We start from the raw sequence: 24,261 nt of genomic DNA, 5'->3' as shown, positions 1-24,261 counted from the left end.
CAGCTGATTCAGGAACCCGTCTGATTCAGGAACCCGTCGGCTCGTGCACAGGCTCCCGCACCGGCTTCCGTACGGGCTCGGAGGCGGCCGGAGCCGGCACCGGGGCCGGGGCGGCGGCCTTGGGGCGCTCGGGGGCCCTGGCGGGCCGCGCGGCGGCGCTTGGTGTCGGTTTCGGCAGCGGCACGGTCAGTGCGACGAGCAGGCCGAGGGCGAGGGCGGAAAGGGCGATCACCGCGATGCCCACGCCGGAACTCGTCTGTGACAGCAGCAGCATGGCGAGGGTGGACAGGATCACGGTGCAGGAGCCGTAGGCGAGCTGTGCGGTCGTCGGACGAGGCATGGCAATCGTGTCCTCGGGTGGGAGTCCCCCCGTGCCTCTCACGATGAGGGGAGGTTACGGATACGAATCAAAGGTGAAGCAGTGCCGTCGGCTTGGCTTTCGCCGACTTCCGGCGCTCCGCCAATCGACTCTATTCGCCAGGGTGCCCTAGTGGAACGACAGGTAAGCGTGACCTGACCCACGGCGCCCGGCGCACAGGGGGCGCACCGATTCATGGTGTCCGGCAAGTGGACTGGTCCACGCGCCGCTTGAGGGGCGATCGGGGCTCACTCCGAGCGATCGTAACGTCCGTATAACGAACAAGCGCTTCCCGTAGACGCGATAGTGCACTTGACCTGTCCAAGTCAAGGTCTGTTTTTTCTCTCGAAACTCCGGTCGAATGTCGTCACTTGACTACACGCGTATACCGCGCGCGGAATTCCTCCACGACCAGGACCATCCCCTCCGCGCGAACGGACGCGGGGGAGGACCTCAAGTGAACAGTAGACCCTGGACGTTCAGGGCGGCGGCGATCAGCGTCGCCATCGCCACGGCCGCGGCGACGATCTCGACCTTCGCGGTGGCGCAGGCCGACGAGGGCACGCCGACGGCCGCTGCCAACCGGCACGACCCGGCGGACCACGAGCACGCGCACGATGACCACGCGCACGATGACCACGCGCACGACGACCACGACCTCGACGGGCCCCTGAGCAAGACTCAGGCGGCTCAGCGCGAGGAGGCCCTGCGGCAGGTCATATCCGGCGACGCCACGGTCAAGGACCGTGACGGCTCGAAGGTCGTGAAGCTGCAGAGCAAGAAGGGCAAGAGCAAGTACGTCGAGCTCGGCCGTGAGAAGACCGACAAGATCTTCACGATCCTGGTCGAGTTCGGCGACGAGATCGACAGCCGCTACGGCGGCACCGTCGGCCCGCTGCACAACCAGATAGCCGAGCCGGACCGCACCCAGGACAACTCGACGGCCTGGCAGGCGGACTACAACCAGGCGCACTTCCAGGACCTGTACTTCGGCACCGGCAAGAAGACCGAGTCGATGAAGAAGTACTACGAGAAGCAGTCCTCGGGCCGCTACTCGATCGAGGGCGAGGTCTCGGACTGGGTCAAGGTCCCCTACAACGAGGCCCGTTACGGCAACAACGCCTGCGGTCAGTCCACCTGCAACAGCGTGTGGAACGTCGTCAGCGACGGCCTGACCTCATGGGTCGCCCAGCAGAAGGCGGCGGGGCGCACCGACGCGGAGATCAAGGCGGACGTCGCCGAGTTCGACCAGTGGGACCGTTACGACTTCGACGGCGACGGCGACTTCAACGAGTCCGACGGCTACATCGACCACTTCCAGATCGTGCACGCCGGTGAGGACGAGTCCGCGGGCGGCGGCGCGCAGGGCGAGGACGCCATCTGGGCGCACCGCTGGTACGCGTTCGGCACCAACGCCGGTGTGACCGGCCCGGACAACAACAAGCTCGGCGGCGCCAAGGTCGGCGACACCGGCATCTGGGTCGGTGACTACACCATCCAGCCGGAGAACGGCGGCCTCGGTGTCTTCGCCCACGAGTACGGCCACGACCTCGGTCTGCCGGACCACTACGACACCACCGGCGGCGGCGAGAACTCCACCGGCTTCTGGACCCTGATGTCCTCCGGTTCCTGGCTCGGCACGGGCAAGGAGTCCATCGGCGACCTGCCCGGCGACATGACCGCCTGGGACAAGCTCCAGCTGGGCTGGCTCAACTACGACACGGCGAAGGCCGCGACGAAGTCGAAGCACAAGCTGGGTGTCGCCGAGTACAACACCAAGGACGCCCAGGCCCTCGTGGTCGAGCTGCCCGAGAAGAAGGTCACCACGGAGATCGTGGCGCCGGCCGAGGGCGCGACCCAGTGGTGGAGCGGCAGCGGTGACAACCTCTCCAACACCCTGACCCGTTCCGTCGACCTCACCGGCAAGTCCTCCGCCGCGCTGACCTTCGACGGCTGGTACGACATCGAGGCCGAGTACGACTACCTCTACACCGAGGTCTCGACCGACGGCGGCGCCAACTGGACCGCCATCGACGGCACGGTGGACGGCGCGGCGATCCCGCGCGACGCCAGTGACAAGCCGGCGCTGACCGGTTCCTCCGTCGACCACAAGAAGCTGTCGTACTCCCTGGACGCCTACGCGGGCCAGAAGATCGACCTGCGCTTCCGCTACGCCACCGACGGCGGCGTGGCCCCGAAGGGCTTCACGGCGGACCAGATCACCGTCACGGCCGACGGCTCGGCCCTCTTCTCCGACAACGCGGAGAGCGCGGACGCCGCCTGGGCGACGAAGGGCTTCTCCCGCATCGGGGCGTCCATCACGGACGACTACGCCCAGTACTACATCGCCGAGAACCGCCAGTACGTGTCGTACGACAAGACCCTGAAGGTCGGCCCGTACAACTTCGGCTTCTCGACGACCCGTCCGTCCTGGGTGGAGCACTTCCCGTACCAGAACGGCCTGTTGATCTGGAAGTGGGACACCTCGCAGGCGGACAACAACACCAGCGTCCACCCGGGTACCGGTCTGGTCCTCCCGATCGACTCCCACCCGCAGGCGCTGAAGTGGGCCGACGGCACGGTGATGCGCAACCGCATCCAGTCCTACGACTCGCCGTTCAGCCTGTACCGCACGGACGGCCTCCGGCTGCACAAGGCGGATGTCCTGACGAAGATCCCGTCGAAGAAGGGTGTGTCCACCTTCAACGACCACGTCAGCACGTACTACGACGAGTCGAACCCGCTGGGCGGTGTCAAGATCACTGACACCAACACCAAGATCAAGATCCTGAAGGAAGCCAAGGACGGCTCCACGATCTCGCTCCAGGTCGGCCCCGCGGCGAAGTAAACAGCATTTCCGCAGGTCAGAGTACGTCCGGCCGCGACCCCCTTGGCGGGTCGCGGCCGGACGTGTTTAGGTGCGTGCTGTGGCCTTCTTATTGACACTGACGCGCACGGGGGTGTGACCTGCATGGCCGCAGGAGGTTTCTGCAGACTGCCGGACGGCAATGTCGTCGTCGCCCTGAACCTGCCCGGAACGACGACGGGGGGCGTGGCGGTGACGCCGCCGCCCCGGCCCGCCGGGGGCCTGCCGGGTCCCGCTGCGGGGGAGCCGCACAGTGCCGCGCCGGGGGCTGTGCCGTACGACGGCTCCGTACGGGTCCTCGTCCTGGCCGGGAACCGTGCCCGCGCCCTCACCCGGCTCCGTAACCTCGGCCTCCGGGCGATCTACCTCCGCGGCAACGCGGCCCCGCCGACCCCGGACGAGGTCACAGCGGTCCTCCACCACCCCGACGGCCTCATATGGCGCACGTCCCTGGCGGCCTCCCAGGTCTCCCGGACCTCCACGGCACCGGAGCTGTGGCGCCCGATCAGAGCCCTGCTGAGGAGACCGCCGGTACGGGTGTAGGCGGCTGAGTCGGTTCCTACACCACCGGCTTGCCCGAGAGCTCCACGCCTGCCTCGCGCAGCTCCTCCAGGGCCTTCTCCGTGGTTTCCTCGGCGACGCCGGCGGTGAGGTCCAGCAGGACGTGGGTGTGGAAGCCCTCCCGCGCGGCGTCCAGGGCGGTGGCGCGTACGCAGTGGTCCGTGGCGATGCCGACCACGTCGACCTCGGTGATGCCGCGGGCGCGGAGCCAGGTGGCGAGGGTCACCCCGTTCTCGTCGGCGCCCTCGAAACCGCTGTACGCGGCGGCGTACGCGCCCTTGTCGAACACGGCGTCCACCGCGCCGGAGGCGATCGCGGGGGCGAAGTTGGGGTGGAACCCGACCCCCTCGGTACCGGCGACGCAGTGCGCGGGCCAGGAGTGGACGTAGTCGGGGTTGTCGGAGAAGTGGCCCCCGGGGGCGATGTGGTGGTCGCGGGTGGCCACCACGTGCTGGTAGCCGGGGCCGGCCGCCTGGCCGATCAGCTCGGTGATGGCGGCGGCCACATCGGCACCGCCGGCCACCGCGAGGCTGCCCCCCTCGCAGAAGTCGTTCTGCACGTCAACGACGATCAAGGCGCGGCGCATGGTGTCGGTGTCCTTCGACTATGGGGTGGTTGTGGGCCCGGCCGTTGTGCTGGACTTTCGAAACTACGAACTTCCGAGCCTAGAGACTTGAAGAGCTGTGCGGGAGGGTGCATCCGGCGCTCGCCCGATGCGCGGACCGGGGCACGAGCCGGGCGCGCGGGCGCTGAGCGGTTCACATGGCTCGCACAAGGGCGCGCCCGGGTTACGACAGGGAACACGCACCCACACGCACTCCGGTTCACCCGCACCCCAGCGTGCCCCGGCCCGCACCGCCCGGCATCCGGTGACGCGCACTCGGGCGCAGGGCGCAGGGCGCAGGGCGTACGCCGGTCGCGGTCAGACGTACTCCGTCGGTATGACTGGCTCCCCGCGCGACAGCTGCGTCGCCGACAGCGGCAGCCGGGCTCGGGCGGCCACGTGCCGTTCGCGTACGACGTCCAGTGACTCGCGGGCCAGGACGTGGCCGTTCTCGATCAGCGGGACCAGCAGCTGCCGGTCCTGGAGCTCCTCGGGGACGGGCCCGGTGCCGACGACCTCGGCCTCCGCGACCCCTTGCTCGTCCAGCCGCCGGGCCGCCCACTTGCGCCCGCCGATGGAGGTCTTGCCGCCGCTGGACTTCTTCGCCACCGGCACGAGGGGAGCGGTCGGGTCGGCGGACTCCGTGCGGGCGACCAGCTTGTAGACCATGGAGCAGGTCGGATGCCCGGACCCGGTCACCAACTGCGTACCCACCCCGTACGCGTCCACGGGCGCCGCGGCCAGTGAGGCGATGGCGTACTCGTCGAGGTCGGAGGTCACGATGATCCGCGTGTCCTTCGCCCCCAGTTCGTCCAGCTGCTGCCGTACCCGGTGTGCGACGAGGAGCAGGTCCCCGGAGTCGATGCGCACGGCGCCGAGCTCGGGCCCGGTGATGTCGAGGGCCGTACGTACGGCCTCGGCGACGTCGTACGTGTCGACCAGCAGCGTGGTGTTCCGGCCCAGTGAGTCGACCTGGGCCTGGAAGGCGTCCCGCTCGCGGTCGTGGAGGAGGGTGAAGGCGTGGGCGCTGGTGCCGACGGTGGGGATGCCGTAGCGGAAGCCGGCGGCGAGGTCGGAGGTGGAGGTGAAGCCGCCGACGTACGCGGCGCGGGAGGCGGCCACGGCGGCGAGTTCGTGGGTGCGCCGGGCGCCCATCTCGATCAGGGGGCGCTCCCCGGCGGCGCTCGACATCCGGGAGGCCGCGGCGGCGATCGCCGAGTCGTGGTTGAGGATGGAGAGGATCACGGTTTCCAGGAGCACGCATTCGGCGAAGGTGCCCTCGACCCGCATGATCGGCGAGCCCGGGAAGTACACCTCGCCCTCCTGGTAGCCCCACACGTCACCGCTGAAGCGGTAGCCGGCGAGCCAGTCGAGGGTCTCCGCGTTCACGATGGAGCGCTCGCGCATGAAGCCGAGGACGCCCGGGTCGAAGCGGAAGTTCTCCACCGCGTCCAGCACCCGCCCGGTACCCGCCACCACGCCGTACCGCCGCCCCTCCGGCAACCGCCGGGTGAAGACCTCGAACACCGAGTGCCGCCCAGCCGTACCCGCCTTCAGCGCGGCCTGCAGCATCGTGAGTTCGTAGTGGTCCGTGAAGAGCGCGGTCGAGGGCACATCCACCGGCAAACCAAGGTCCGCTGTGTTCATGGCAAGAGATCGTACCCCCATCTCGTCAGTCTGACGATTTCCGGGGGGGTGCGGGGGTGGCCGGGCGTGGGTCTTGGGGGTGGCCGGGCAGAGCTGTTGGTGCGGGCAGGGCGGGGGCCCTTGGCGGTGGCCGGGCGCGGGGCCTGGTGGCGGTCGGGGCGTGGCTGCGCCGCCGCGGCCGGCCAGGGTGAACGGTCGGGTGCCCCCCGGGCGGAGGCCGGACATGGCCCGGGCGCGCCGGGGATGGAGGTCGGGTCCCCCCGTGAGGCCCGGTGCTGTCTGGGTACGCCGGGGTGGCGGGTCGGTGCCGTCGGGGTGCGGCCCTCGCCGTCAGCCCGGCTGCCGGCGATCCGAGCCGCAGGCACTGGGTGATTGGCGGATTCGTCTCAGCGGTCGAGCCATAAACGCGGCGTGTCGCCGGACCAGAGCGCCGCGCTGCGGGACGAATCCGCCAATCACCCAGTGCCTGCGGGGTTCGCCGACGCCGTCCCATCGGGCTCACGGCCCCCGCTGTCGCCGACCCGAACGCCCCGGCGTCATTTGGACGTAGGCCCCGCTGCGGCGGAGCGGAGCGCCCCGGCGTCGTCTCTCCGTAGGCCCTGCTGCGGGCCGAGCCGAGTACCCGCCGCCCCGCCGCAGACCCAGTTGCCGCAGACCCGGTTGCCGCCGAGCCGCTGTCCTGGGCGCCGCCCCTCAGCCCCGCCCCCTCCCGCCGTCAGCCCCGTTTGTGCGTGCACCCCCCTGTGGTGGCAGCATGGGCCGTGTGACGGCAGCCGCACCTATGGAGATCGAGAAGACCGAGTCGGCGGAGGAGGTCTTCGCCGTACCCGAACCTGACGTGCCATGGGTGACGATCGTCCACAACGACCCGGTGAACCTCATGAGCTACGTGACCTATGTCTTCCAGGCGTATTTCGGGTACTCGAAGGACAAGGCCACCAAACTGATGCTCGATGTCCACCACAAGGGCCGCGCGGTCGTCTCCAGCGGAACACGCGAGGAGATGGAACGCGACGTACAGGCCATGCACGGCTACGGTCTGTGGGCCACCCTCCAGCAGGACCGGAAGTAGCGACCGCCTTCATGCCAGGACAATTCGAACCGCTCCCCGACGGCGGCGCGGCCGTCGCGCTCGACGAGGTCGAGATCTCCATCATCCGCTCGCTGGCGGTGCAGCTCCTGGAGCTGATCGGCCCGGGCCCCGCCGAGGACGCCCCCGACGACCCGCTCGCCGAACTCTTCGCCGAGGGCCCGAGCGAGCCCCCGGAGGACCCCGTCCTCAAGAGGCTCTTCCCCGACGCCTACAGCGACCCCGAGGGCACGCCGACGTCCGAGAAGGCCGAGGAGCAGCGGGCGTACTCCTCCGAGTTCCGTCGCTTCACCGAGAACGACCTGCGGGCCGGCAAGCGCGACAACGCGCTCGCGGTCGTCCGCTCCTTGGACACGCTGTCCGCGGCGGGCGAGGGCGGGGCCGTACTGAAGCTCTCGGCGGACGACTCCCGGCAGTGGCTCGGCTGCCTCAACGACCTGCGCCTCGCCATCGGCTCCCGCCTCGACGTCGTGGACGAGGAGGACACCGACCTCCTCTACCGCCTCCCGGACGAGGACCCGCGCAAGCCGATGGTGATGGCCTACCTGTGGCTGGGCGGACTCCAGGAGTCACTCGTCGCGACGCTGATGCCCTGAGAGCCGGCGCGTGCAAGTTCCCTTCGGTCCCCTCCGAATTCGCTGGGGGTTCGCTCAGAGGACGCTCAAATCCGGATAACGATCCTGTCACCGCCCCTGGGGTTTCCACCCTTGGGGCGGTTTTACGTGATCTGCCTCACTCAAGAGTGAGTAAAGGGCGTGGTAAGACTTCCCGAATCCAGCGCGGTGACACCCCCACAAACCGTCCCGCTCCCCAACCGCCCAACGGACAACGGCGACCGCGCCACGACCGCAACCCCGCACTGGTGCACGAACTCGCCAGCACGCCCCCCCATCCGCGCCACCGAGGTAGCTCGATGTCACTCGAATCCGTCACCACCTCCATCGACGACGCCGTCAGCGGGTTCTTCGAACCCGTCGCCGAGAACGTCGGCAAATGGGTCTTCTACTCCGTACCCGTAGACATCGGCGACGGTGAGACCGACTTCCCGCTCATCGTCGGCTGGCTCGTGATCGCGGGTCTGGTCTTCACCGGCTGGTTCGGGTTCATCCAGGTACGCAAGTTCAAGCTCGCCTTCGACGTCGTACGCGGCAAGTACGACGAGAAGGGCTCGACCGGTGAGGTCAGCCACTTCCAGGCGCTGACCGCCGCCGTCTCCGGCACCGTCGGCCTCGGCAACATCGCCGGTGTCGCGGTCGCGGTCTCCATCGGTGGCGCGGGCGCCACGTTCTGGATGATCCTGTGCGGTCTGCTCGGTATGGCGACCAAGTTCGTCGAGGTCACCCTCGGTGTGAAGTACCGCGAGGTGCACGCGGACGGTACCGTGTCCGGTGGTCCGATGCACTACCTGCCCAAGGGCCTCGCCGAGCGCTTCGGCAGCGGTGGCGCCAAGTTCGGCAAGGTGCTCGCCATCGCCGCCTCCGTCTTCATCCTCTTCTTCGGCCTGTTCGGCGGCAACCTGCTCCAGGCCAACCAGAGCTACGTCCAGGTCTCCTCCACGTTCGGCGGCGAGGACGGCTTCTTGGCCTCCTCCGCTGGTGCCGTCCTCTTCGGCCTGGTCATCGCCGCGCTGGTCGGCCTCGTGCTGCTCGGCGGCATCCGCTCCATCGCCTCGGTCACCAGCCGCTTGGTCCCGGCGATGGCCGGCATGTACATCGTGGCCTGCCTCGTCGTCATCCTGACGAACATCACCGCCGTGCCCGACGCGGTCACGAAAATCGTCGAAGGCGCCTTCAGTCCGGCGGGCGTGGCCGGTGGTGTCATCGGCGCACTGATCCAGGGCTTCAAGCGTGCCGCCTTCTCCAACGAGGCCGGTCTGGGCTCCGCCCCGATCGCCCACTCTGCGGTCAAGACCAACCACCCCGCGTCCGAGGGCCTGGTCGCGCTGCTGGAGCCGTTCATCGACACGGTCGTCATCTGCACCATGACCGCGCTGACCATCGTCATCGCCAACCCGGCCAGCTGGGCCGAGGCCCGTGCGGGCGAGGATATCGGTGGTGTCACCATCACCTCCGACGCCTTCGCGACCGTGCTGCCATGGTTCCCCAACCTGCTGACCGTCGCGGTGCTGCTGTTCGCCTTCTCCACCATCCTGACCTGGGGCTACTACGGTCTGAAGGCCTGGTCGTACCTCTTCGGCCGCAGCAAGGCCAGTGAGATCATCTTCAAGGCCATCTGGAGCCTGTTCGTCATCCTGGGCTCCCTGATGTCCCTCAGCTCGCTGATCGACCTCGCCGACTCGGCGCTCTTCCTGCTGTCGATCTTCAACATCATCGGCCTTTATCTTCTGGCCCCGGTCGTCAAGCGCGAGCTGAACTCCTTCCTGGAGTTCGTCCGGCGCCGCAAGGCCGGTCTGCCGGACACGGACGAGCAGCTGGAGACGGCGAAGATCCTGTGATCAAGGGCGACGACAGCCCGGTTGGCCGAGGGCGATGACAGCCCCGTCCACCATATGGGCCGCCCCGTACCACTCTTCGGTACAGGGCGGCCCTCTGCTTATCCTGACAACCATGCTGACCATCACCCAGGCCCTCGTCGACCAGATAGTCGCCCACGCGCGCAAGGACCACCCCGACGAGGCGTGCGGCGTCATCGCGGGCCCGGCGGGCTCGGACCGCCCCGAGCGCTTCATCCCGATGCTGAACGCGGCCATGTCGCCCACGTTCTACGAGTTCGACTCGGGCGACCTGCTCAAGCTCTACCGAGAGATGGACGACCGCGACGAGGAGCCGGTGGTCATCTACCACTCCCACACCGCCACCCAGGCCTACCCCTCCCGCACCGACATCTCCTACGCCAACGAGCCCGGCGCCCACTACGTCCTCGTCTCGACCGCCGACACCGACGGCCTCGGCGACTTCCAGTTCCGCTCGTACCGCATCGTCGAGGGCGAGGTGACGGAGGAGGAGGTGAAGATCGTGGAGGCGTACTGACGCGTACTGATCCTTCGGTGGGCGGAATTCGCGGCTACGGTATGGCGTACGCACGCACGCGCACGCACACAACTGCCCGCGACGGAGACGGTGTTGACACCACAGACGCCACGACAGACGCAATGGCAGACGCGGCGACTGCCCGGCCGGCGCCCCACGCTCGACGACGTCGCACGCGGCTCGGGGGTCTCGAAGTCCACCGTGTCGCGGGTGATCAACGGCGAGGACAAGGTGCGCGCGGAGGTCGTCGAACGCGTCCGGGAAGTGATCGACGAGCTGGGCTATGTGCCGAACTCCGCCGCCCGCCAGCTCGTCACCCGCCGCAACAACGCCATCGCCGTCGTGGCGAGCCAGCCGCAGAACCGGCTCTTCATCGACCCCTTCTTCGACCTCCACCTCCGGGGCATCCGCAAGGAGTTGGTGGCCCACGGCGCCCAGCCGGTCCTCCTCTTCCTGGAGGAGCCCGAGGAGTACCCGCGCGTCGGTGACTTCCTGGGCGGCGGCCATGTCGACGGCGCCCTGCTCTTCTCCCTGCGCGCCGACGACCCCCTGCCCGGCATGATCGAACGGCTCGGCCTCCCCGCGGTCTTCGGCGGCCGACCCCTGGCCCGCGGAGGCGAGCGGGTCCGCGACTGCGTGTACGTGGACGCCGACAACCGCGGCGGTGCCCGCGAGGCCGTCCGCCATCTGGTCTCCCTCGGCCGCGAGCGCATCGCGACGATCACCGGCCCCTATGACCAGGAGGCGTCCGCGGTCGACCGCCTGGACGGCTACCGGGACGTCCTGCTCGACGCCTCACCCGAACTCGTCGAACGCGCCGACTACACCAGGCAGGGCGGCGCCGACGCCATGGCCGCGCTCCTCGACCGCCGCCCCGACCTCGACGCCGTCTTCGTCGCCTCGGACCTCATGGCCTCCGGGGCGTTGCAGGTCCTGCGCGAGCGCGGCCGCCGGGTGCCGGACGACGTGGCCGTCGTCGGCTTCGACGACCTCGCCCCGATCGCCGAACACACCGGCCCACCCCTGACGACCGTGCACCAGGACATCGAGGGGATGGGGCGGCTGATGGCACGCCTGCTGTTCAGCCGCACCGGGGAGACGGGGACGGCAGGGGCGGCTGGGGCAGCCGAGGCGGGGCGTCCCCTGTCGTCGCGTCTCCTGTCGTCGGTGGTCACGCCCACGAAACTGGTGGTGCGGGAGTCCGCCTGAAAGGCGCGCCCGACCCGGGTATCTCACTCCCCGGCCCGAATCCGTCCGCCATGTGGGATCACATTCCAGGACCCGGACCGGGAATCGATACGATGAGCCCATGGTTTTTGACGACGTGAGCGAGAAGACGCCGGGCGCACTGCTCGTGGCGCGGCTGCACGTCGACCTGTGCAGGCTAGCCAGCGCCATCTGTTGACGCCGACCCCTGTCGCCGTACGGCCATGAGCCGCGGCGCCACTATCCGTGTGACCACGCACTTCGCGCTGCCGCGCGCCACCGACTGACCACTCCCGACAGGAGCCGCAAACCATGGCCATCGAGGTCCGCATCCCCACCATCCTCCGCCAGTACACCGACGGTCAGAAGGCGGTGGAGGGGGCCGGTGCCACGCTCGCCGACCTGTTCGCCGACCTCGAGACCCGCCACACGGGCATCCAGGCCCGCATCGTGGACGGCGGTGAGCTGCGCCGCTTCGTCAACGTCTACCTGAACGACGAGGACGTCCGCTTCCTGGACGGCATCAACACCAAGCTGTCCGACGGCGACAACGTGACGATCCTGCCGGCCGTGGCCGGCGGCATGGCCTGATCGGCCGCTGATCCCCGATGCGCTACGACTCCCCGTTGGCCGCGGTGGGCAACACCCCTCTGGTGCGCCTGCCGCGGCTGTCGCCGTCCGCCGACGTCCGCATCTGGGCGAAGCTGGAGGACCGCAACCCCACCGGTTCGGTCAAGGACCGCCCCGCCCTGCACATGATCGAACAGGCGGAGAAGGACGGCCGCCTGACCCCCGGCTGCACGATCCTGGAACCCACCTCCGGCAACACCGGCATCTCCCTCGCGATGGCGGCCAAGCTCAAGGGCTACCGCATGGTCTGCGTCATGCCCGAGAACACCTCCCAGGAGCGCCGCGACCTGCTCGGCATGTGGGGCGCCGAGATCATCTCCTCCCCGGCGGCGGGCGGCTCCAACACGGCCGTACGCGTCGCCAAGGAGCTCTCGGCCGAGCACCCCGACTGGGTGATGCTCTACCAGTACGGCAACCCCGACAACGCGGGCGCCCACTACGCCACGACGGGTCCGGAGATCCTCGCCGACCTCCCGTCCATCACCCACTTCGTGGCAGGCCTGGGCACGACGGGCACCCTGATGGGCGTAGGCCGCTACCTCCGCGAGAACAAGCCCGACGTCAAGATCGTCGCCGCCGAGCCCCGCTACGACGACCTCGTCTACGGCCTCCGCAACCTCGACGAGGGCTTCGTACCCGAGCTCTACGACGCCTCGGTCCTGACAACCCGCTTCTCGGTCGGCTCCGCCGACGCCGTCACCCGTACCCGCGAGCTCCTGCAGCAGGAGGGCATCTTCGCCGGCGTCTCCACCGGCGCCGCCCTCCACGCCGCGATCGGCGTGGGCAATAAGGCGGTAAAGGCGGGCGAGCCCGCCGACATCGTGTTCGTGGTAGCGGACGGCGGCTGGAAGTACCTCTCAACGGGCGTCTACACCGCGGCGACGACAGAGGAGGCCATCGAAACCCTCCAGGGCCAGCTCTGGGCGTAGCCCCCGGACGCCTGAGAGCCCGAGGATGCGGTTTGTGTGGCGGCTGCGGGTGGTTCGTGGCTGATCGCGCAGTTCCCCGCGCCCCTAAGAACAACGGCCCTGCGGGCCGTTGAAAAACTGGGGCGCAGCCCCGTTTTTCAGGGGCGCGGGGAACTGCGCGAACAACCCCCACCCACCCGCACCCGCCACACAACCCCACCCACCCGAGCTCGAACGCGGGGGTCGAAGGGGCGCAGCCCCTGGGGATGGGAATGGGTAGGGGCGGCGGGGGCGAGAAAACCCTCAGTTGGACAGATGCCGCACCTGATCCCAAAGAACCGGATCCACCACTCCAGCCCTACGGCGAAAGTCCCGCACCGGCACCTCCCGCAACTCCCCCGTCTCCAGAAAACTCGGCCGCCCCCGCGCATCCCCCACCACCCCCGGCGGCAACGGAATCACCCCACCCCGCTCATCCCGGTACTTACTGGTGATCTTCGCGACCCGAGCCCGATCCCCCCGAACCGCCAGCACCAGACAGGGCCGATCCTTACCTCCCGGCCCATCCTCGAACGGCACACTCGCCCACCAGATCTCCGCAGGCCGAGGCCGGGGCAGAACCCCACCCCCCACCTGCTCAGCGGGCCGCCGCCCCCGCCGCCCCCACCCATCAACCAGCGCCGCGACCAACGCCAGCAACACCACCGCCGCGAGCGCCAACCACCAGAACCTGTCCACACACAGGACGGTACCGGCGCACTCCCCACCCCGCCCGCTCCACCGCCCGCCCCCACGCCCATGAACGCCCCCTCACCCCGACCTGCGCGCACCCCAACAGCCCCACCACCAGCCGAACCGGTGACACCACAGGTGAGTTCGCCCACAACGGCCCCTGGCGGAGGAGCGACCCACCCTTTTGCGCCTTACGCTCAACGGACCGCACAACCCTGGTTGCACCCAAGTCAGTCCTTCGCAACCCCGCTAACTGCAATAAGCAATCTGCTCGCAATCTGTACGTCACGACTGTCACGACTTCACGCCAGCGCGGAGGTTCCAGCTCTTATGAAGCTCACCGTCGTCGGCTGCTCGGGGTCGTTCCCGTCCGCGGAATCGGCCTGCTCGAGCTACCTCGTAGAGGCCGACGGCTTCCGGCTGCTTCTCGACATGGGCAACGGTGCCCTGGGTGAGCTGCAGCGCCACTGCGGTCTCTACGACCTCGACGCGATCTTCCTCAGCCATCTGCACGCCGACCACTGCATCGACATGTGCGCGTACTTCGTCGCGCGCTACTACCGGCACGACGGCGGCCGCTGCGCCCCCCTCCCGGTCTACGGACCCGAGGGCACCGAACAGCGGCTGACCACCGCCTACGCCGACACCCCGTCCGCCTCCTCCATGAGCGAGGTCTTCGACTTCCACACGGTCAAGCCGAGCACGTTCGACATCGGCCCCTTCACCGTCCACACCGAACGGGTCGCCCACCCCGTGGAGGCGTACGGCATCCGTATCGAACACGGCGGCCGCACCCTGACCTACTCCGGGGACACCGGAGTCACCGACGTCCTCGACGAACTGGCCCGCGACGCCGACCTGTTCCTGTGCGAGGCCGCCTTCACCCACGGCAAGGAGAACATCCCCGACCTGCACCTGAACGGCCGCGAGGCCGGCGAGACGGCCGCCCGCGCCGGCGCCCGCCGCCTGGTCCTCACCCACATCCCGCCGTGGACGGACCCGCAGGTCAACCTCGTCGACGCCCGCGCGGTGTACGACGGCCCGGTGGAGCTGGCGGTGCCCAGGAAGTCGTACGAGATCTGAGCCCCGTACATATGAGAAGGCCCCCGGATCACCGGGGGCCTCTCGTATACGGGCGCGATACTCGGGAGTATCCGCTACTTGGCCTCCGCCTTCTGCAGCTCCGCCAGCTCCTCGTCCGACTCCCGGCCCGGGGTCGGCAGGTTGAACTTGACGATGGCGAAGCGGAAGACGACGTAGTACACGGCGCCGAAGCACAGGCCCACCAGCACCAGCATCCACGGCTTGGTGGCGATGCCCAGGTTGAGGAAGAAGTCGATCGCGCCGGCCGAGAAGCCGAAGCCGTCCTTCATGCCGAGTGCCCAGGTCAGGGCCATGGAGACACCGGTGAGGACGGCGTGGATGGCGTAGAGGACGGGGGCGATGAACATGAACGTGAACTCGATCGGCTCGGTCACACCGGTCACGAACGAGGTCAGCGCGAGCGAGAACATCATGCCGCCGACGACCTTGCGGCGCTCCGGGCGGGCCGTGTGGTAGATCGCGAGGCAGACGGCCGGGAGGCCGAACATCATGATCGGGAAGAAGCCCGTCATGAACTGGCCCGCGCTCGGGTCACCCGCCAGGAAGCGGGCGATGTCGCCGCTCTTGCCCTCGTACGAACCGGCCTGGAGCCACGGGAACGAGTTCAGCAGGTGGTGCATGCCGACCGGGATCAGCGCACGGTTGGCGACACCGAAGATGCCCGCGCCGGCGGCGCCCGAACCGACCAGCCACTCACCGAAGTTGTGCAGACCGGTGCCGAGGACGGGCCAGATGTAGCCGAAGACGATGCCGATGAAGAGGCCCGCGAACGAGGCCAGGATGGGCACGAGGCGGCGGCCGCCGAAGAAACCGGCCCAGTCGGGCAGCTTGGTGCGGTAGAAGCGCTGGTAGAGCAGGGCGACCACGAGGCCCATCACCACACCGCCGAGGACACCGGCGTTGACCGCCTTGTCCACCATGACGACCTTGCCGTCGACGACCGTGGCCTCCTGGGGGAGGTTCGGGTCGGTGAAGGTGGCCAGCACCTTCTGGAAGACGAGGTAGCCGACGACCGCCGCGAGGGCCGTGGAACCGTCCGACTTCTTCGCGAAGCCGATCGCGATGCCGACGGCGAACAGCAGCGGCATGTTGTCGAGGATCGCGCCGCCGCCCGCGGCCATGAAGCCCGCGAACTTGGTGATGAACTCCGGGAACGACTCCCGCCCCAGCATGTCGTCGTTGCCGAGGCGCACCAGGAGCGCGGCCGCCGGCAGGACGGCGACCGGCAGCATCAGGCTGCGGCCGATGCGCTGCAGTACCGCCATGGTGCGCGAGCCCCAGCCGGGCCCCTTGTTGTCTGCGGCCGCGGGAGCGGCACTGGCCGTGGTCACGGACTTCCTCCAGAGCAGCGCGAACAGGTCTACACCACTCAGTGGTGTAGACCTGTTCTAGCACGGTGGAGGGCGCCCAAGGAACCCGTGATTCCCGTTTATGTCTTCACTTTTATGCCTTCACTTATGTCTTCTCTTGGCGGCCGTTCGGTGGGTGGTGTAGACCAACCTAGGACGGTTCCGCAGTGGACCAGGCAGTGGACCAGGCAAGGAACAGGGAGAGAAGACATGGCCACCAAGGCTGAGAAGATCGTCGCCGGGCTCGGCGGCCTCGACAACATCGACGAGATCGAGGGCTGCATCACGCGCCTGCGCACCGAGGTCAACGACCCCTCCCTCGTGGACGAGGCCGCCCTCAAGGCCGCCGGAGCCCACGGCGTCATCAAGATGGGCACGGCGATCCAGGTCGTCATCGGCACGGACGCGGACCCGATCGCCGGGGAGATCGAAGACATGATGTGAGCCCTGCTCACGCACATACGGGGCTCCTTCCCGGCGAGGGAGGAGCCCCTTCCGTATCTGCGGCTAGGCTCATGACCATGTCTCGAATCGACGGCCGCACGCCCGAACAGCTCCGCCCGGTCACCATCGAACGCGGCTGGAGCAAGCACGCCGAGGGCTCCGTCCTCATCTCCTTCGGCGACACGAAGGTCTTCTGCACCGCCTCCGTCACCGAAGGCGTCCCGCGCTGGCGCAAGGGCAGCGGTGAGGGCTGGGTCACCGCCGAGTACTCCATGCTCCCCCGCTCCACCAACACCCGCGGCGACCGCGAGTCCGTACGCGGCAAGATCGGCGGCCGCACCCACGAGATCTCCCGCCTCATCGGCCGCTCCCTGCGCGCCGTCATCGACTACAAGGCGCTCGGCGAGAACACGATCGTCCTCGACTGCGATGTGTTGCAGGCCGACGGTGGCACGCGTACGGCCGCGATCACCGGCGCGTACGTGGCGTTGGCCGACGCCGTCGCCTGGGCCCAGCGCAAGAAGCTCATCAAGGCCGGCCGCCGCCCGCTGACCGGCACGGTCAGCGCGGTCTCGGTGGGCATCGTCGGCGGCGTCCCCCTCCTCGACCTCTGCTACGAGGAGGACGTGACGGCCGACACCGACATGAACGTCGTCTGCACCGGCGACGGCCGCTTCGTCGAGGTCCAGGGCACCGCCGAGGCCGAACCCTTCGCCCGCGAGGAACTCAACGCCCTGCTCGACCTGGCCGTCTCCGGCTGCACGGAACTGGCCCTCCTGCAGACCAAGGCACTTGATACGGTCCTCGAAAAGTAAAGGACACACCAAGAGCGGTGACCGCCGACGGCAACCACGCGGCCCCCGCTCGCGTCCTTGCAAGTACGGGCGCGCGGAACACCACCGTGCGCCCGGCCACACCGGCAGTAATCGTTCACGCACCACACACGGGGGCCGTTCAGGCCTGCAACCAATAGCCAGTAGTAGCCAGTAGTAGCCAGTAGGAGGACCGTTCCATGGCCGCGAGCCGCCGACGTCGTATCACCACCATCGCCGGAGCCATAGCCGCCGTCGCACTCACGGCCGGCCTCACGACCGGCTGCGACGCCGTGAGCAAGGCCCTGGACTGCGTCCAGACCGCCGAGGCCATCGCCCAGAGCGTCGGCGACCTCCAGCAGGCCGTCGAGAACGCCGCGAACGACCCGACGCAGCTCGAGGAGTCCCTCAACTCCATCGACGAGAACCTCAAGGAGATCGGCGACAAGACCGACAACGCCGACGTCAACAAGGCCGTCGACGACCTCCAGAAGGCCGTGGACGACGTCCAGACGGCCGTCGACAGCGGCGACGCGACCCCCGACGTGAGCGGCGTCGTCGACGCGGCGGGCGAACTGACGAAGGTCTGCACCTCGTAACCCTCCAGGGTCGGGGCTCGGGATACTGGTGGGCATGACCCGCCTGATCCTCGCCACCCGCAACGCCGGAAAGATCACCGAACTGAGGTCGATCCTCGCCGACGCAGGTCTCCCGCACGACCTCGTCGGCGCGGACGCCTACCCCGACATCCCCGACGTCAAGGAAACCGGCGTCACCTTCGCCGAGAACGCCCTCCTGAAGGCCCACGCCCTGGCCCAGGCCACCGGCCTCCCGGCCGTCGCCGACGACTCCGGCCTCTGCGTCGACGTCCTCAACGGAGCCCCCGGCATCTTCTCCGCCCGCTGGGCGGGCCGCCACGGCGACGACAAGGCCAACCTGGAGCTATTGCTCGCCCAGCTCTCCGACATCGACGACGCGCATCGGGAGGCGCACTTCGCGTGCGCGGCGGCGCTTGCCCTGCCGGACGGCACGGAGCGGGTGGTCGAGGGTCAGCTGCGGGGCGTACTGCGGCACGCGCCGGTCGGCACGAACGGGTTCGGGTATGACCCGATCCTCCAGCCGGAGGGCGACACGCGGACCTGCGCCGAGTTGACGCCGGAGGAGAAGAACGCGATCAGCCACCGGGGGAAGGCGTTCAGGGCGTTGGTGCCGGTGGTGCGGGAATTGTTGGGCTGAGGCGCGCCCACTGGGGAGGTCCGGCTTGCGGAAGTCGCAAGCCGGACCTTGAAAGTGAAGGTGAGTGCGGCCTGAGGGATTCGAACCCTCACGGGATTGCTCCCATCGCGCCCTAAACGCGAGGCGTCTGCCGTTCCGCCAAGGCCGCTAGCCACCCGTCGTCGAGCATGACGGGCGGCTGTAAGTGTACGGTGATCGGCGCCTATCCGGCGAGTGGCGTTCGCTCTTTCTGTCGGCACCACGTATCTGTCAGCGCGTGGCAGTTCGGGCACAAGTACCGCAAGTTCTCCTGGCGGTTGTCGTGCCAGTCCCCGTTGATGTGGTCGATCTGCAAGGTGATCCGGCGCCCCAGCCATTCACCGGTGCTGCCGCAACTCGCGCATGCGTACGGCACTCCGACTTCGGTCAGGGCTCGGTGCAGTTGGGCCCTGTTGGTTCGTCCGGCGTGCGCGGGCAGGACGATGAGTACGCGATGAGCCGTCGGTGTGGGGGCTGGCCTATCCGCCTTGCCCCAGGCGCGGCGCTTGAAGTGGCTGGTGTCGAGTCCGAGGCGCGCCGCAGCCCGCCGCACGCGTCGATGGTTGGTGTCGTTGACAGCCAGACCGAGGCCACGCATCACGTCGGCATAGCTGGATGCCTGGGGGATCAGGGTGCGAAGTGCTTCCTCGCCAATTGGTACACGGGTGTGAGTGAAGTGCTTGGTGTCAATGTGCTGCTCGCGCAGCATGCGTAGCAGCGTGGCGCGCGAGCGGCTGTCGTCCGGAACGCCCAATACGCGCGCCACTTCGCGCACGCTGTGCGCTGTGGCCGTGGCTGCTCTCAACTCCTCGGTCGTGAAGGGCAGGTCCAGCTCGGCGCGGTCGATGCCGGGGAAGTGGCTGATGTCGATTCCTGCCGCGTCGATGCGGCGTCGGATATGGGAAAGCGTGCCGGTGGCCGGAGTGGCGCCCAGCTTCAGTGCTACCTCGCGCAGTGAGGAGGAAGAGGTGGTGGCTTCGGCGATGGCGGCGTCCGGGTATTTGCGCCACGGGCTGCGCTTGGCGAAGTGGCTCGTGTCGAGTCCGTGGCGTGCCACCTTCTCCTGGAGTACGCGCCGCTGCCCCCCACTTGTCTTGAGTCCGAGCTTTCGCATCAAATCGGTCCAGTTGCGAGCTTCGGCGACGGCTGGTGCGAGCCGCTCCTCGCTGTAAACGCTGTCCCCCATGGAACCCCCTCCGTTCCGGCCACCTGTTCGTGACTCGTACGGAGTAACGAGACGTTGATCGGACAGTCACGCCCGAAATGCGGAACGGCTGGTACCGGGTCACTCCGGTACCAGCCGTTCTCAGACGACGAAGCGGGCCTCAGATGCCCAAGTCCTTGATGATCTTCGCTACGTGGCCCGTCGCGCGGACGTTGTACAGGGCCCGTTCGACCTTGCCCTCCTCGTCCACCACGATCGTGGAGCGGATGACGCCCATGTACGTCTTGCCGTAGTTCTTCTTCTCGCCGAAGGCGCCGTAGGCGTCCAGGACGGTCTTGTCGGGGTCTCCGAGGAGGGTGACCTTCAACGACTCCTTCTCGCGGAACTTGGCGAGCTTCTCCGGGGCGTCGGGGGAGATGCCGATGACGTCGTAACCGGCGCCGGCCAGCAGTTCCAGGTTGTCCGTGAAGTCGCAGGCCTGCTTGGTGCAGCCGGGGGTCAGGGCGGCCGGGTAGAAGTAGACGATGACCTTGCGGCCCTTGTGGTCGGACAGGGACACCTCGTTGCCATCGGCGTCGGGGAGGGTGAAGGCGGGGGCCACGTCACCGGGCTGGAGTCGCTCGCTCATCGATCCAGCGTAATGGCGGGCCCTGGCGGTGCGGCGCCGGGTGGAGCTGACAGACTGTCCGCAAACAAGAGTTTTCACCGACAACGGGAGGCGGCGCGGTGGCGGACACCTCGGACACCAGGACCCCGGCCGAGATCGAGGCGGACATCAAGCGCCGCCGCGACACCCTCGCCGAGACGCTCGACGAGATCGGCGTCCGGGTGCACCCGAAGACCATCGTCGGGGACGCCAAGGCCAAGGTCGTCTCCAATGTCGACCACACGCTCGGCAAGGCGTACGTCGGCGTCAACCAGGTGGTGAGCGACGTCAAGGCGCAGTTCGTCAGCGAGGACGGCGCGCCCCGGCTCGAGCGCATCGTGCCGGTCGCCCTCGTGGTCGTCGGCGTCGTCGGACTGCTCGCCCTCGGGACTCGGCGCCGCAGGGGCTGACGAAGACAGGTAGGTTCGTGGGTGTGAGCGAGAAGACCCACCACGACAAGTTGCCCATCCGGATGCTGCACGACCGTGTGCTCGTGCGGCAGGACACCGCCGAGGGCGAGCGGCGATCCGGGGGCGGCATCCTGATCCCCGCGACGGCGGCGGTCGGCCGGCGCCTCGCCTGGGCCGAGGTCGTCGCGGTCGGCCAGAACGTCCGGACCGTCGAGCCCGGCGACCGTGTCCTCTACGACCCCGAGGACCGCGCCGAGGTCGAGGTCCGGGGCGTCGCGTACGTCCTGATGCGCGAGCGCGACCTGCACGCCGTGGCCGCCGACCGCTTCGAGGGGTCGGAGGACTCGACGGGCCTGTACCTGTAATTCGTACGTACGCGAAAGGGGCCGGTGACCACCGTCACCGGCCCCTTTCGGTGGTTCAGGGGTGCGGACCCGCCGGGCCCGCTATGGGAACGTCCCCTCCGTCGTTTCGCCTCCTGTTGTGGCTCCGCCGTCCGACGTTCCTCCGCCGGTGGTGGTGGCTCCGCCGTCCGACGTTCCTCCATCGGCGGTCGTGCCGCCGCCGGTCGACGTGGTGCCGCCGTCGGTCGTCGTGCCGCCGCCCGTGGTGGTCGTGCCGCCGTCCGTCGTCGTACCGCCGGTGGTCGTCGTTCCTCCGTCGGTCGGCGTGCCGCCGGTGGTGGTGCCGCCGTCCGTGCCGCCGCCGGTCGGGTCGTCGGGGGTCTCGCCGCCGGTGGTGGCGCCGTTGTCCTGCTCGTCGCCGGTGGCGCCGGGCTCGTCGGCGGGGGTGCTCGGCGGTACGACGACCACGTCGGCGCCCTCCTGGAGCTCCAGGTCGAAGTCCTTGACCTTCTTGCCCTTCAGGGCGTCCTTGGTGAACTGGGCCCAGATCTCGGTCGGCGCCCCACCACCGTTGATGCGGGGCAGGCCCATGGCGCCGTACAGCGACTCGTGGGCGCCCGTCTCGGGGTTCTGGGCCATGACGGAGACGACGGTGGCGAGGTCGGGGGTGTAGCCGGCGAACCAGGCCGCCTGGTCCTCCTCGGCGGTACCGGTCTTGCCGGCGGCCGGCTGGCCGGAGGCCTGCGCGGCGGTGGCGGTGCCGCCCTCGACGACGCTGCGCAGGACGGAGGTGGTGGTGTCGGCGGCCTTGCGGCTGACGGCCTGCTGCGGCTCGGTCGAGGGCAGCTTGATCACCTCGCCGTCCTTCGAGATCTTCTCGATCATCGTGTACGTGCCGTGCTCACCGTGGTTGGCGAGGGTGGCGTACGCCTCCGCCATGTCGAGGACGCTCGCGGTGGCCGTGCCGAGCGCGACGGACGGGTACGGGTTCATGTCCGGGGTGTCCTTCGGTACGCCCAGGTCGATCGCCGTCTGTTCGACCTTCTCGGGGCCGACGTCCACGGCCATCTGCGCGTACACCGAGTTCACGGACTTGTCGGTGGCCTGGCGGACGGTGATGGGGCCGTAGTCGACGTAGTCCTCGTTCTCGGGGGCGTACGTCTCGCCGGGCCAGCCGACGACGGGGCGCTCGCTGCTGCCGTCGTAGATGGTGTTCGGGGTGATCGCCTGGCCTGTCTGGGTGTTGGAGGCGTTCTCCACGGCGGCGGTGAACACGAACGGCTTGAAGGTCGAACCGACCTGGTAGTCGCGGCGGGTGGCGTTGTTCACGTACTGCTTGGTGTAGTCGATGCCGCCGTACATCGCGATGACCTTGCCGGTCTTCGGGTCGATGGAGACGCCGCCGGCGCGGACGTAGTTGTCGACCTTGCGGTTCTTCTTGTCGAGCTTGTCCATCAGGTTGTCGTCGACGGCCTTGATGAACGCCTTCTGCATCTTGGGCTCGATGGTGGTGGTGATGCGGTAGCCACCGCCGTTCTCCAGCGCCTCCTCGTCGATGATCTTGTTCTCGATGAGGTACGACTTGATCGCCTCGACCAGGTAACCGCGCTGCCCGGAGAAGGCGGTGGAGGTGGTCGTCTGCTTCGGCGTCGGGAACTTCATGCCCTCCCGCTCCGACTGCTCCAGCCAGCCCTCCTTGACCATGCCGTCGAGGACGTAGTTCCAGCGGGCGACGGCCGCGTCCTTGTTCTCCGGGTGGGCGACGACGTCGTACATGCTCGGCGCGTTGACGAGCGCGGCGAGGTAGGCGCCCTGTTCGGGGGTGAGTTCGTCGGCGTCGACGCCGAAGTAGGCCTGGGCGGCGGACTGGATGCCGTAGGCGTTGCGGCCGAAGAAGCTGGTGTTGAGGTAGCCCTCCAGGATTTCGTCCTTGGTGACCTCGCGGTCCAGCTTGATGGCGATGAAGAACTCCCTCACCTTGCGGGTGACGGTCTGGTCCTGGGCCAGGTAGTAGTTCTTCACGTACTGCTGGGTGATCGTCGAGCCGGACTGCTTGCCCTTGCCGGTCGCGGTGTTCCAGGCGGCGCGGATCATCGCCTTGGGGTCGACCGCCGACTCGGTGTAGAAGTCGCGGTCCTCGGCGGCCAGTACGGCGTGCTGGGCGGCCTTGGAGACCTTCGACAGCGGTACGTTCTCGCGGTTGACCTCGCCGTCACGGGCGATCTGGGTGCCGTCCGCGTAGAGGTACACGTTGGACTGCTTGGTTGCGGCGTCCTGCGGCTTGCTGGGGATGTGGACCAGGGTGTAGCCGAGAACGAAGGCGCCCATGATCAGCATGATCCCGATGAGGAAGGCGCCGAGCACCATGCGCCAGGTGGGGATCAGCCGCCTCCACCCGGTCCGCTTGGGCCGCTTGGCCTTCTTCTGTTTCTTCGCCTTGCCGCCGGGGGCCGCCGGGTCGGGCGTGACGTCGGGGACTTCGGCGAGCGCGGCGGTCGCGGCGCCACCGGGACCTCCGGTGCCGCCGGGGGGCGTCGTGCCGGGCTTCCCGCCGGGGGTGGGGCCGCCGTTCCCGGCACGCGTGACACCGAGCGTCATGGTGTGCTCGGCGTCGTTCGCCGAGCCGCCGCTCGCCGCACCGGGCGCACCGGGCGCACGGCTGGCTGCAGCGCCGGCTGCCGCGCCGGCCGCAGCCCCGGCGGCTGCCGCGCCGAGCTTCCCCCCGGGCGCCGAACCGGACTTGCCGCCGGGCGTTCCACCCGGTGTGGGGCCGGTCTTGCCGGGGCGCGTGACACCGAGGGTCATGGTGTGCTCGACGTCGTCCGCCCGACCGGGCGTCCGGTTGCTCGCCGCACCGGGCGCCGCCGAGCTGGGCTTTCCGCCGCGTGCCGCGTTGGGCGTCCGGCCGGGTTGTCCGCCGGCAGCCGGGCCGGATGTCCCGCCGGGGGGCGTCTGGGGCGTACGGCCGGGCGTTCCGCCAGGGGCAGCCTGGGGCGTTCCACCGGGTGCCGAGCCGGGCGTACCACCGGGCTTGCTGGCAGCAGCGGAGCCGGAAGTGCTGCCGGGTGCCGAGCCGGGCGTACCACCGGGCCTACCGGCAGCAGCCGAGCTGGAAGTTCCGCCGCGGGCAGTCTGAGGCTT

Annotated in this window: 25 protein-coding genes and 1 tRNA gene; 17 read left to right on the top strand and 9 right to left on the bottom strand. The window is 68.9% G+C overall.

Annotated features, from left to right (window positions below):
* Positions 1–25 precede the first annotated feature (25 nt).
* On the bottom strand, positions 26–340 hold the full coding sequence (locus F3T56_RS11710) for a hypothetical protein (protein WP_149824830.1): 315 nt from the start codon (positions 338–340) through the stop codon (positions 26–28).
* A gap of 475 nt (positions 341–815) precedes the next feature.
* Here F3T56_RS11710 and F3T56_RS11705 point away from each other — a divergent pair, with 475 nt between their 5' ends.
* Positions 816–3,206: an immune inhibitor A domain-containing protein gene (locus tag F3T56_RS11705; RefSeq protein ID WP_172638902.1), complete on the top strand. Its 2,391-nt coding sequence runs from the start codon at positions 816–818 to the stop codon at positions 3,204–3,206.
* 123 nt (positions 3,207–3,329) lie between these two features.
* Positions 3,330–3,767, top strand: a complete 438-nt coding sequence (locus F3T56_RS11700) for a hypothetical protein (protein WP_149824829.1) — start codon at positions 3,330–3,332, stop codon at positions 3,765–3,767.
* A 16-nt stretch (positions 3,768–3,783) separates the two neighbouring features.
* Here F3T56_RS11700 and F3T56_RS11695 read toward each other — a convergent pair whose 3' ends face one another.
* Together F3T56_RS11695 and F3T56_RS11690 are read right to left on the bottom strand one after the other, a co-directional pair.
* Entirely contained in the window at positions 3,784–4,371 is a 588-nt protein-coding gene (locus F3T56_RS11695) for an isochorismatase family protein (protein WP_149824827.1), read from the bottom strand.
* A 336-nt stretch (positions 4,372–4,707) separates the two neighbouring features.
* The gene (locus F3T56_RS11690) at positions 4,708–6,036 is read right to left on the bottom strand and encodes a nicotinate phosphoribosyltransferase (RefSeq protein WP_149824826.1); all 1,329 of its coding nucleotides are present in this window, start codon (positions 6,034–6,036) and stop codon (positions 4,708–4,710) included.
* Positions 6,037–6,790: 754 nt separating this feature from the next.
* On the opposite strand from F3T56_RS11690, the gene clpS reads away from it, so the two are divergent.
* The 8 genes from clpS to F3T56_RS11650 all read left to right on the top strand — a co-directional run bounded on the left by clpS (position 6,791) and on the right by F3T56_RS11650 (position 12,881).
* Positions 6,791–7,108, top strand: coding sequence for an ATP-dependent Clp protease adapter ClpS (gene clpS, locus F3T56_RS11685; protein ID WP_055520955.1), 318 nt, complete (start codon positions 6,791–6,793; stop codon positions 7,106–7,108).
* A gap of 11 nt (positions 7,109–7,119) precedes the next feature.
* Positions 7,120–7,722, top strand: a complete 603-nt coding sequence (locus F3T56_RS11680) for a DUF2017 domain-containing protein (RefSeq protein ID WP_149824824.1) — start codon at positions 7,120–7,122, stop codon at positions 7,720–7,722.
* A gap of 317 nt (positions 7,723–8,039) precedes the next feature.
* Positions 8,040–9,581, top strand: a complete 1,542-nt coding sequence (locus F3T56_RS11675; RefSeq protein WP_149824823.1) for an alanine/glycine:cation symporter family protein — start codon at positions 8,040–8,042, stop codon at positions 9,579–9,581.
* Positions 9,582–9,693: 112 nt separating this feature from the next.
* Positions 9,694–10,116 (top strand): M67 family metallopeptidase, encoded by a 423-nt coding sequence (locus F3T56_RS11670; RefSeq protein ID WP_149824822.1) that lies wholly within the window; start codon positions 9,694–9,696, stop codon positions 10,114–10,116.
* Between the two features lie 93 nt (positions 10,117–10,209).
* On the top strand, positions 10,210–11,325 hold the full coding sequence (locus F3T56_RS11665) for a LacI family DNA-binding transcriptional regulator (RefSeq protein WP_172638901.1): 1,116 nt from the start codon (positions 10,210–10,212) through the stop codon (positions 11,323–11,325).
* A 100-nt stretch (positions 11,326–11,425) separates the two neighbouring features.
* Complete coding sequence (locus F3T56_RS49685) at positions 11,426–11,521, top strand: putative leader peptide (protein ID WP_020115562.1); 96 nt, start codon at positions 11,426–11,428, stop codon at positions 11,519–11,521.
* 113 nt (positions 11,522–11,634) lie between these two features.
* Positions 11,635–11,913, top strand: coding sequence for a MoaD/ThiS family protein (locus F3T56_RS11655; RefSeq protein ID WP_149824817.1), 279 nt, complete (start codon positions 11,635–11,637; stop codon positions 11,911–11,913).
* 17 nt (positions 11,914–11,930) lie between these two features.
* Positions 11,931–12,881 (top strand): PLP-dependent cysteine synthase family protein, encoded by a 951-nt coding sequence (locus F3T56_RS11650; protein ID WP_149824816.1) that lies wholly within the window; start codon positions 11,931–11,933, stop codon positions 12,879–12,881.
* 282 nt (positions 12,882–13,163) lie between these two features.
* Here the strand turns inward: F3T56_RS11650 and F3T56_RS47700 are convergent, their stop codons facing one another.
* Positions 13,164–13,598 carry a type II toxin-antitoxin system PemK/MazF family toxin gene (locus tag F3T56_RS47700; protein WP_149824814.1) on the bottom strand — a complete coding sequence of 145 codons (435 nt, stop codon included), beginning with the start codon at positions 13,596–13,598 and terminating at the stop codon, positions 13,164–13,166.
* Positions 13,599–13,922: 324 nt separating this feature from the next.
* Between F3T56_RS47700 and F3T56_RS11640 the strand changes: the two genes are divergently transcribed.
* The gene (locus tag F3T56_RS11640; protein ID WP_149824813.1) at positions 13,923–14,675 is read left to right on the top strand and encodes an MBL fold metallo-hydrolase; all 753 of its coding nucleotides are present in this window, start codon (positions 13,923–13,925) and stop codon (positions 14,673–14,675) included.
* A gap of 74 nt (positions 14,676–14,749) precedes the next feature.
* On the opposite strand, the gene F3T56_RS11635 is transcribed toward F3T56_RS11640, so the two are convergent.
* Positions 14,750–16,027 (bottom strand): PTS transporter subunit EIIC, encoded by a 1,278-nt coding sequence (locus tag F3T56_RS11635; protein WP_149824812.1) that lies wholly within the window; start codon positions 16,025–16,027, stop codon positions 14,750–14,752.
* A gap of 228 nt (positions 16,028–16,255) precedes the next feature.
* Here F3T56_RS11635 and F3T56_RS11630 point away from each other — a divergent pair, with 228 nt between their 5' ends.
* The 4 genes from F3T56_RS11630 to rdgB all read left to right on the top strand — a co-directional run bounded on the left by F3T56_RS11630 (position 16,256) and on the right by rdgB (position 18,537).
* Positions 16,256–16,489, top strand: coding sequence for a PTS sugar transporter subunit IIB (locus F3T56_RS11630; RefSeq protein ID WP_149824810.1), 234 nt, complete (start codon positions 16,256–16,258; stop codon positions 16,487–16,489).
* A 77-nt stretch (positions 16,490–16,566) separates the two neighbouring features.
* A complete protein-coding gene (rph, locus tag F3T56_RS11625; protein WP_149824809.1) occupies positions 16,567–17,304 on the top strand; it encodes a ribonuclease PH in 738 nt (245 codons plus the stop codon).
* Positions 17,305–17,501: 197 nt separating this feature from the next.
* Complete coding sequence (locus F3T56_RS11620; protein WP_149824807.1) at positions 17,502–17,900, top strand: hypothetical protein; 399 nt, start codon at positions 17,502–17,504, stop codon at positions 17,898–17,900.
* A 34-nt stretch (positions 17,901–17,934) separates the two neighbouring features.
* Positions 17,935–18,537, top strand: a complete 603-nt coding sequence (gene rdgB, locus F3T56_RS11615; protein ID WP_149824806.1) for an RdgB/HAM1 family non-canonical purine NTP pyrophosphatase — start codon at positions 17,935–17,937, stop codon at positions 18,535–18,537.
* A gap of 65 nt (positions 18,538–18,602) precedes the next feature.
* Here the strand turns inward: rdgB and F3T56_RS11610 are convergent.
* The 3 genes from F3T56_RS11610 to bcp form a co-directional block, all read right to left on the bottom strand.
* Positions 18,603–18,685, bottom strand: a tRNA-Leu gene (locus tag F3T56_RS11610).
* A gap of 54 nt (positions 18,686–18,739) precedes the next feature.
* Positions 18,740–19,741, bottom strand: coding sequence for an HNH endonuclease signature motif containing protein (locus tag F3T56_RS46110; protein ID WP_172638900.1), 1,002 nt, complete (start codon positions 19,739–19,741; stop codon positions 18,740–18,742).
* 139 nt (positions 19,742–19,880) lie between these two features.
* A complete protein-coding gene (bcp, locus tag F3T56_RS11600; protein ID WP_149824805.1) occupies positions 19,881–20,348 on the bottom strand; it encodes a thioredoxin-dependent thiol peroxidase in 468 nt (155 codons plus the stop codon).
* A 98-nt stretch (positions 20,349–20,446) separates the two neighbouring features.
* On the opposite strand from bcp, the gene F3T56_RS11595 reads away from it, so the two are divergent.
* Together F3T56_RS11595 and F3T56_RS11590 are read left to right on the top strand one after the other, a co-directional pair.
* A complete protein-coding gene (locus tag F3T56_RS11595; RefSeq protein WP_149824803.1) occupies positions 20,447–20,776 on the top strand; it encodes a DUF3618 domain-containing protein in 330 nt (109 codons plus the stop codon).
* A gap of 23 nt (positions 20,777–20,799) precedes the next feature.
* A complete protein-coding gene (locus F3T56_RS11590) occupies positions 20,800–21,141 on the top strand; it encodes a GroES family chaperonin (protein ID WP_172638899.1) in 342 nt (113 codons plus the stop codon).
* Positions 21,142–21,222: 81 nt separating this feature from the next.
* On the opposite strand, the gene F3T56_RS11585 is transcribed toward F3T56_RS11590, so the two are convergent.
* Complete coding sequence (locus tag F3T56_RS11585) at positions 21,223–23,718, bottom strand: transglycosylase domain-containing protein (protein WP_172638907.1); 2,496 nt, start codon at positions 23,716–23,718, stop codon at positions 21,223–21,225.
* Positions 23,719–24,261: the final 543 nt, after the last annotated feature.

Origin of the sequence: Streptomyces tailanensis, from assembly GCF_008386495.1 — a bacterium.
GTDB lineage: Bacteria > Actinomycetota > Actinomycetes > Streptomycetales > Streptomycetaceae > Streptomyces > Streptomyces tailanensis.
The sequence above is the reverse complement of the archived record's forward strand: the minus strand, read 5'-3'. Positions and strand labels throughout refer to the sequence as shown.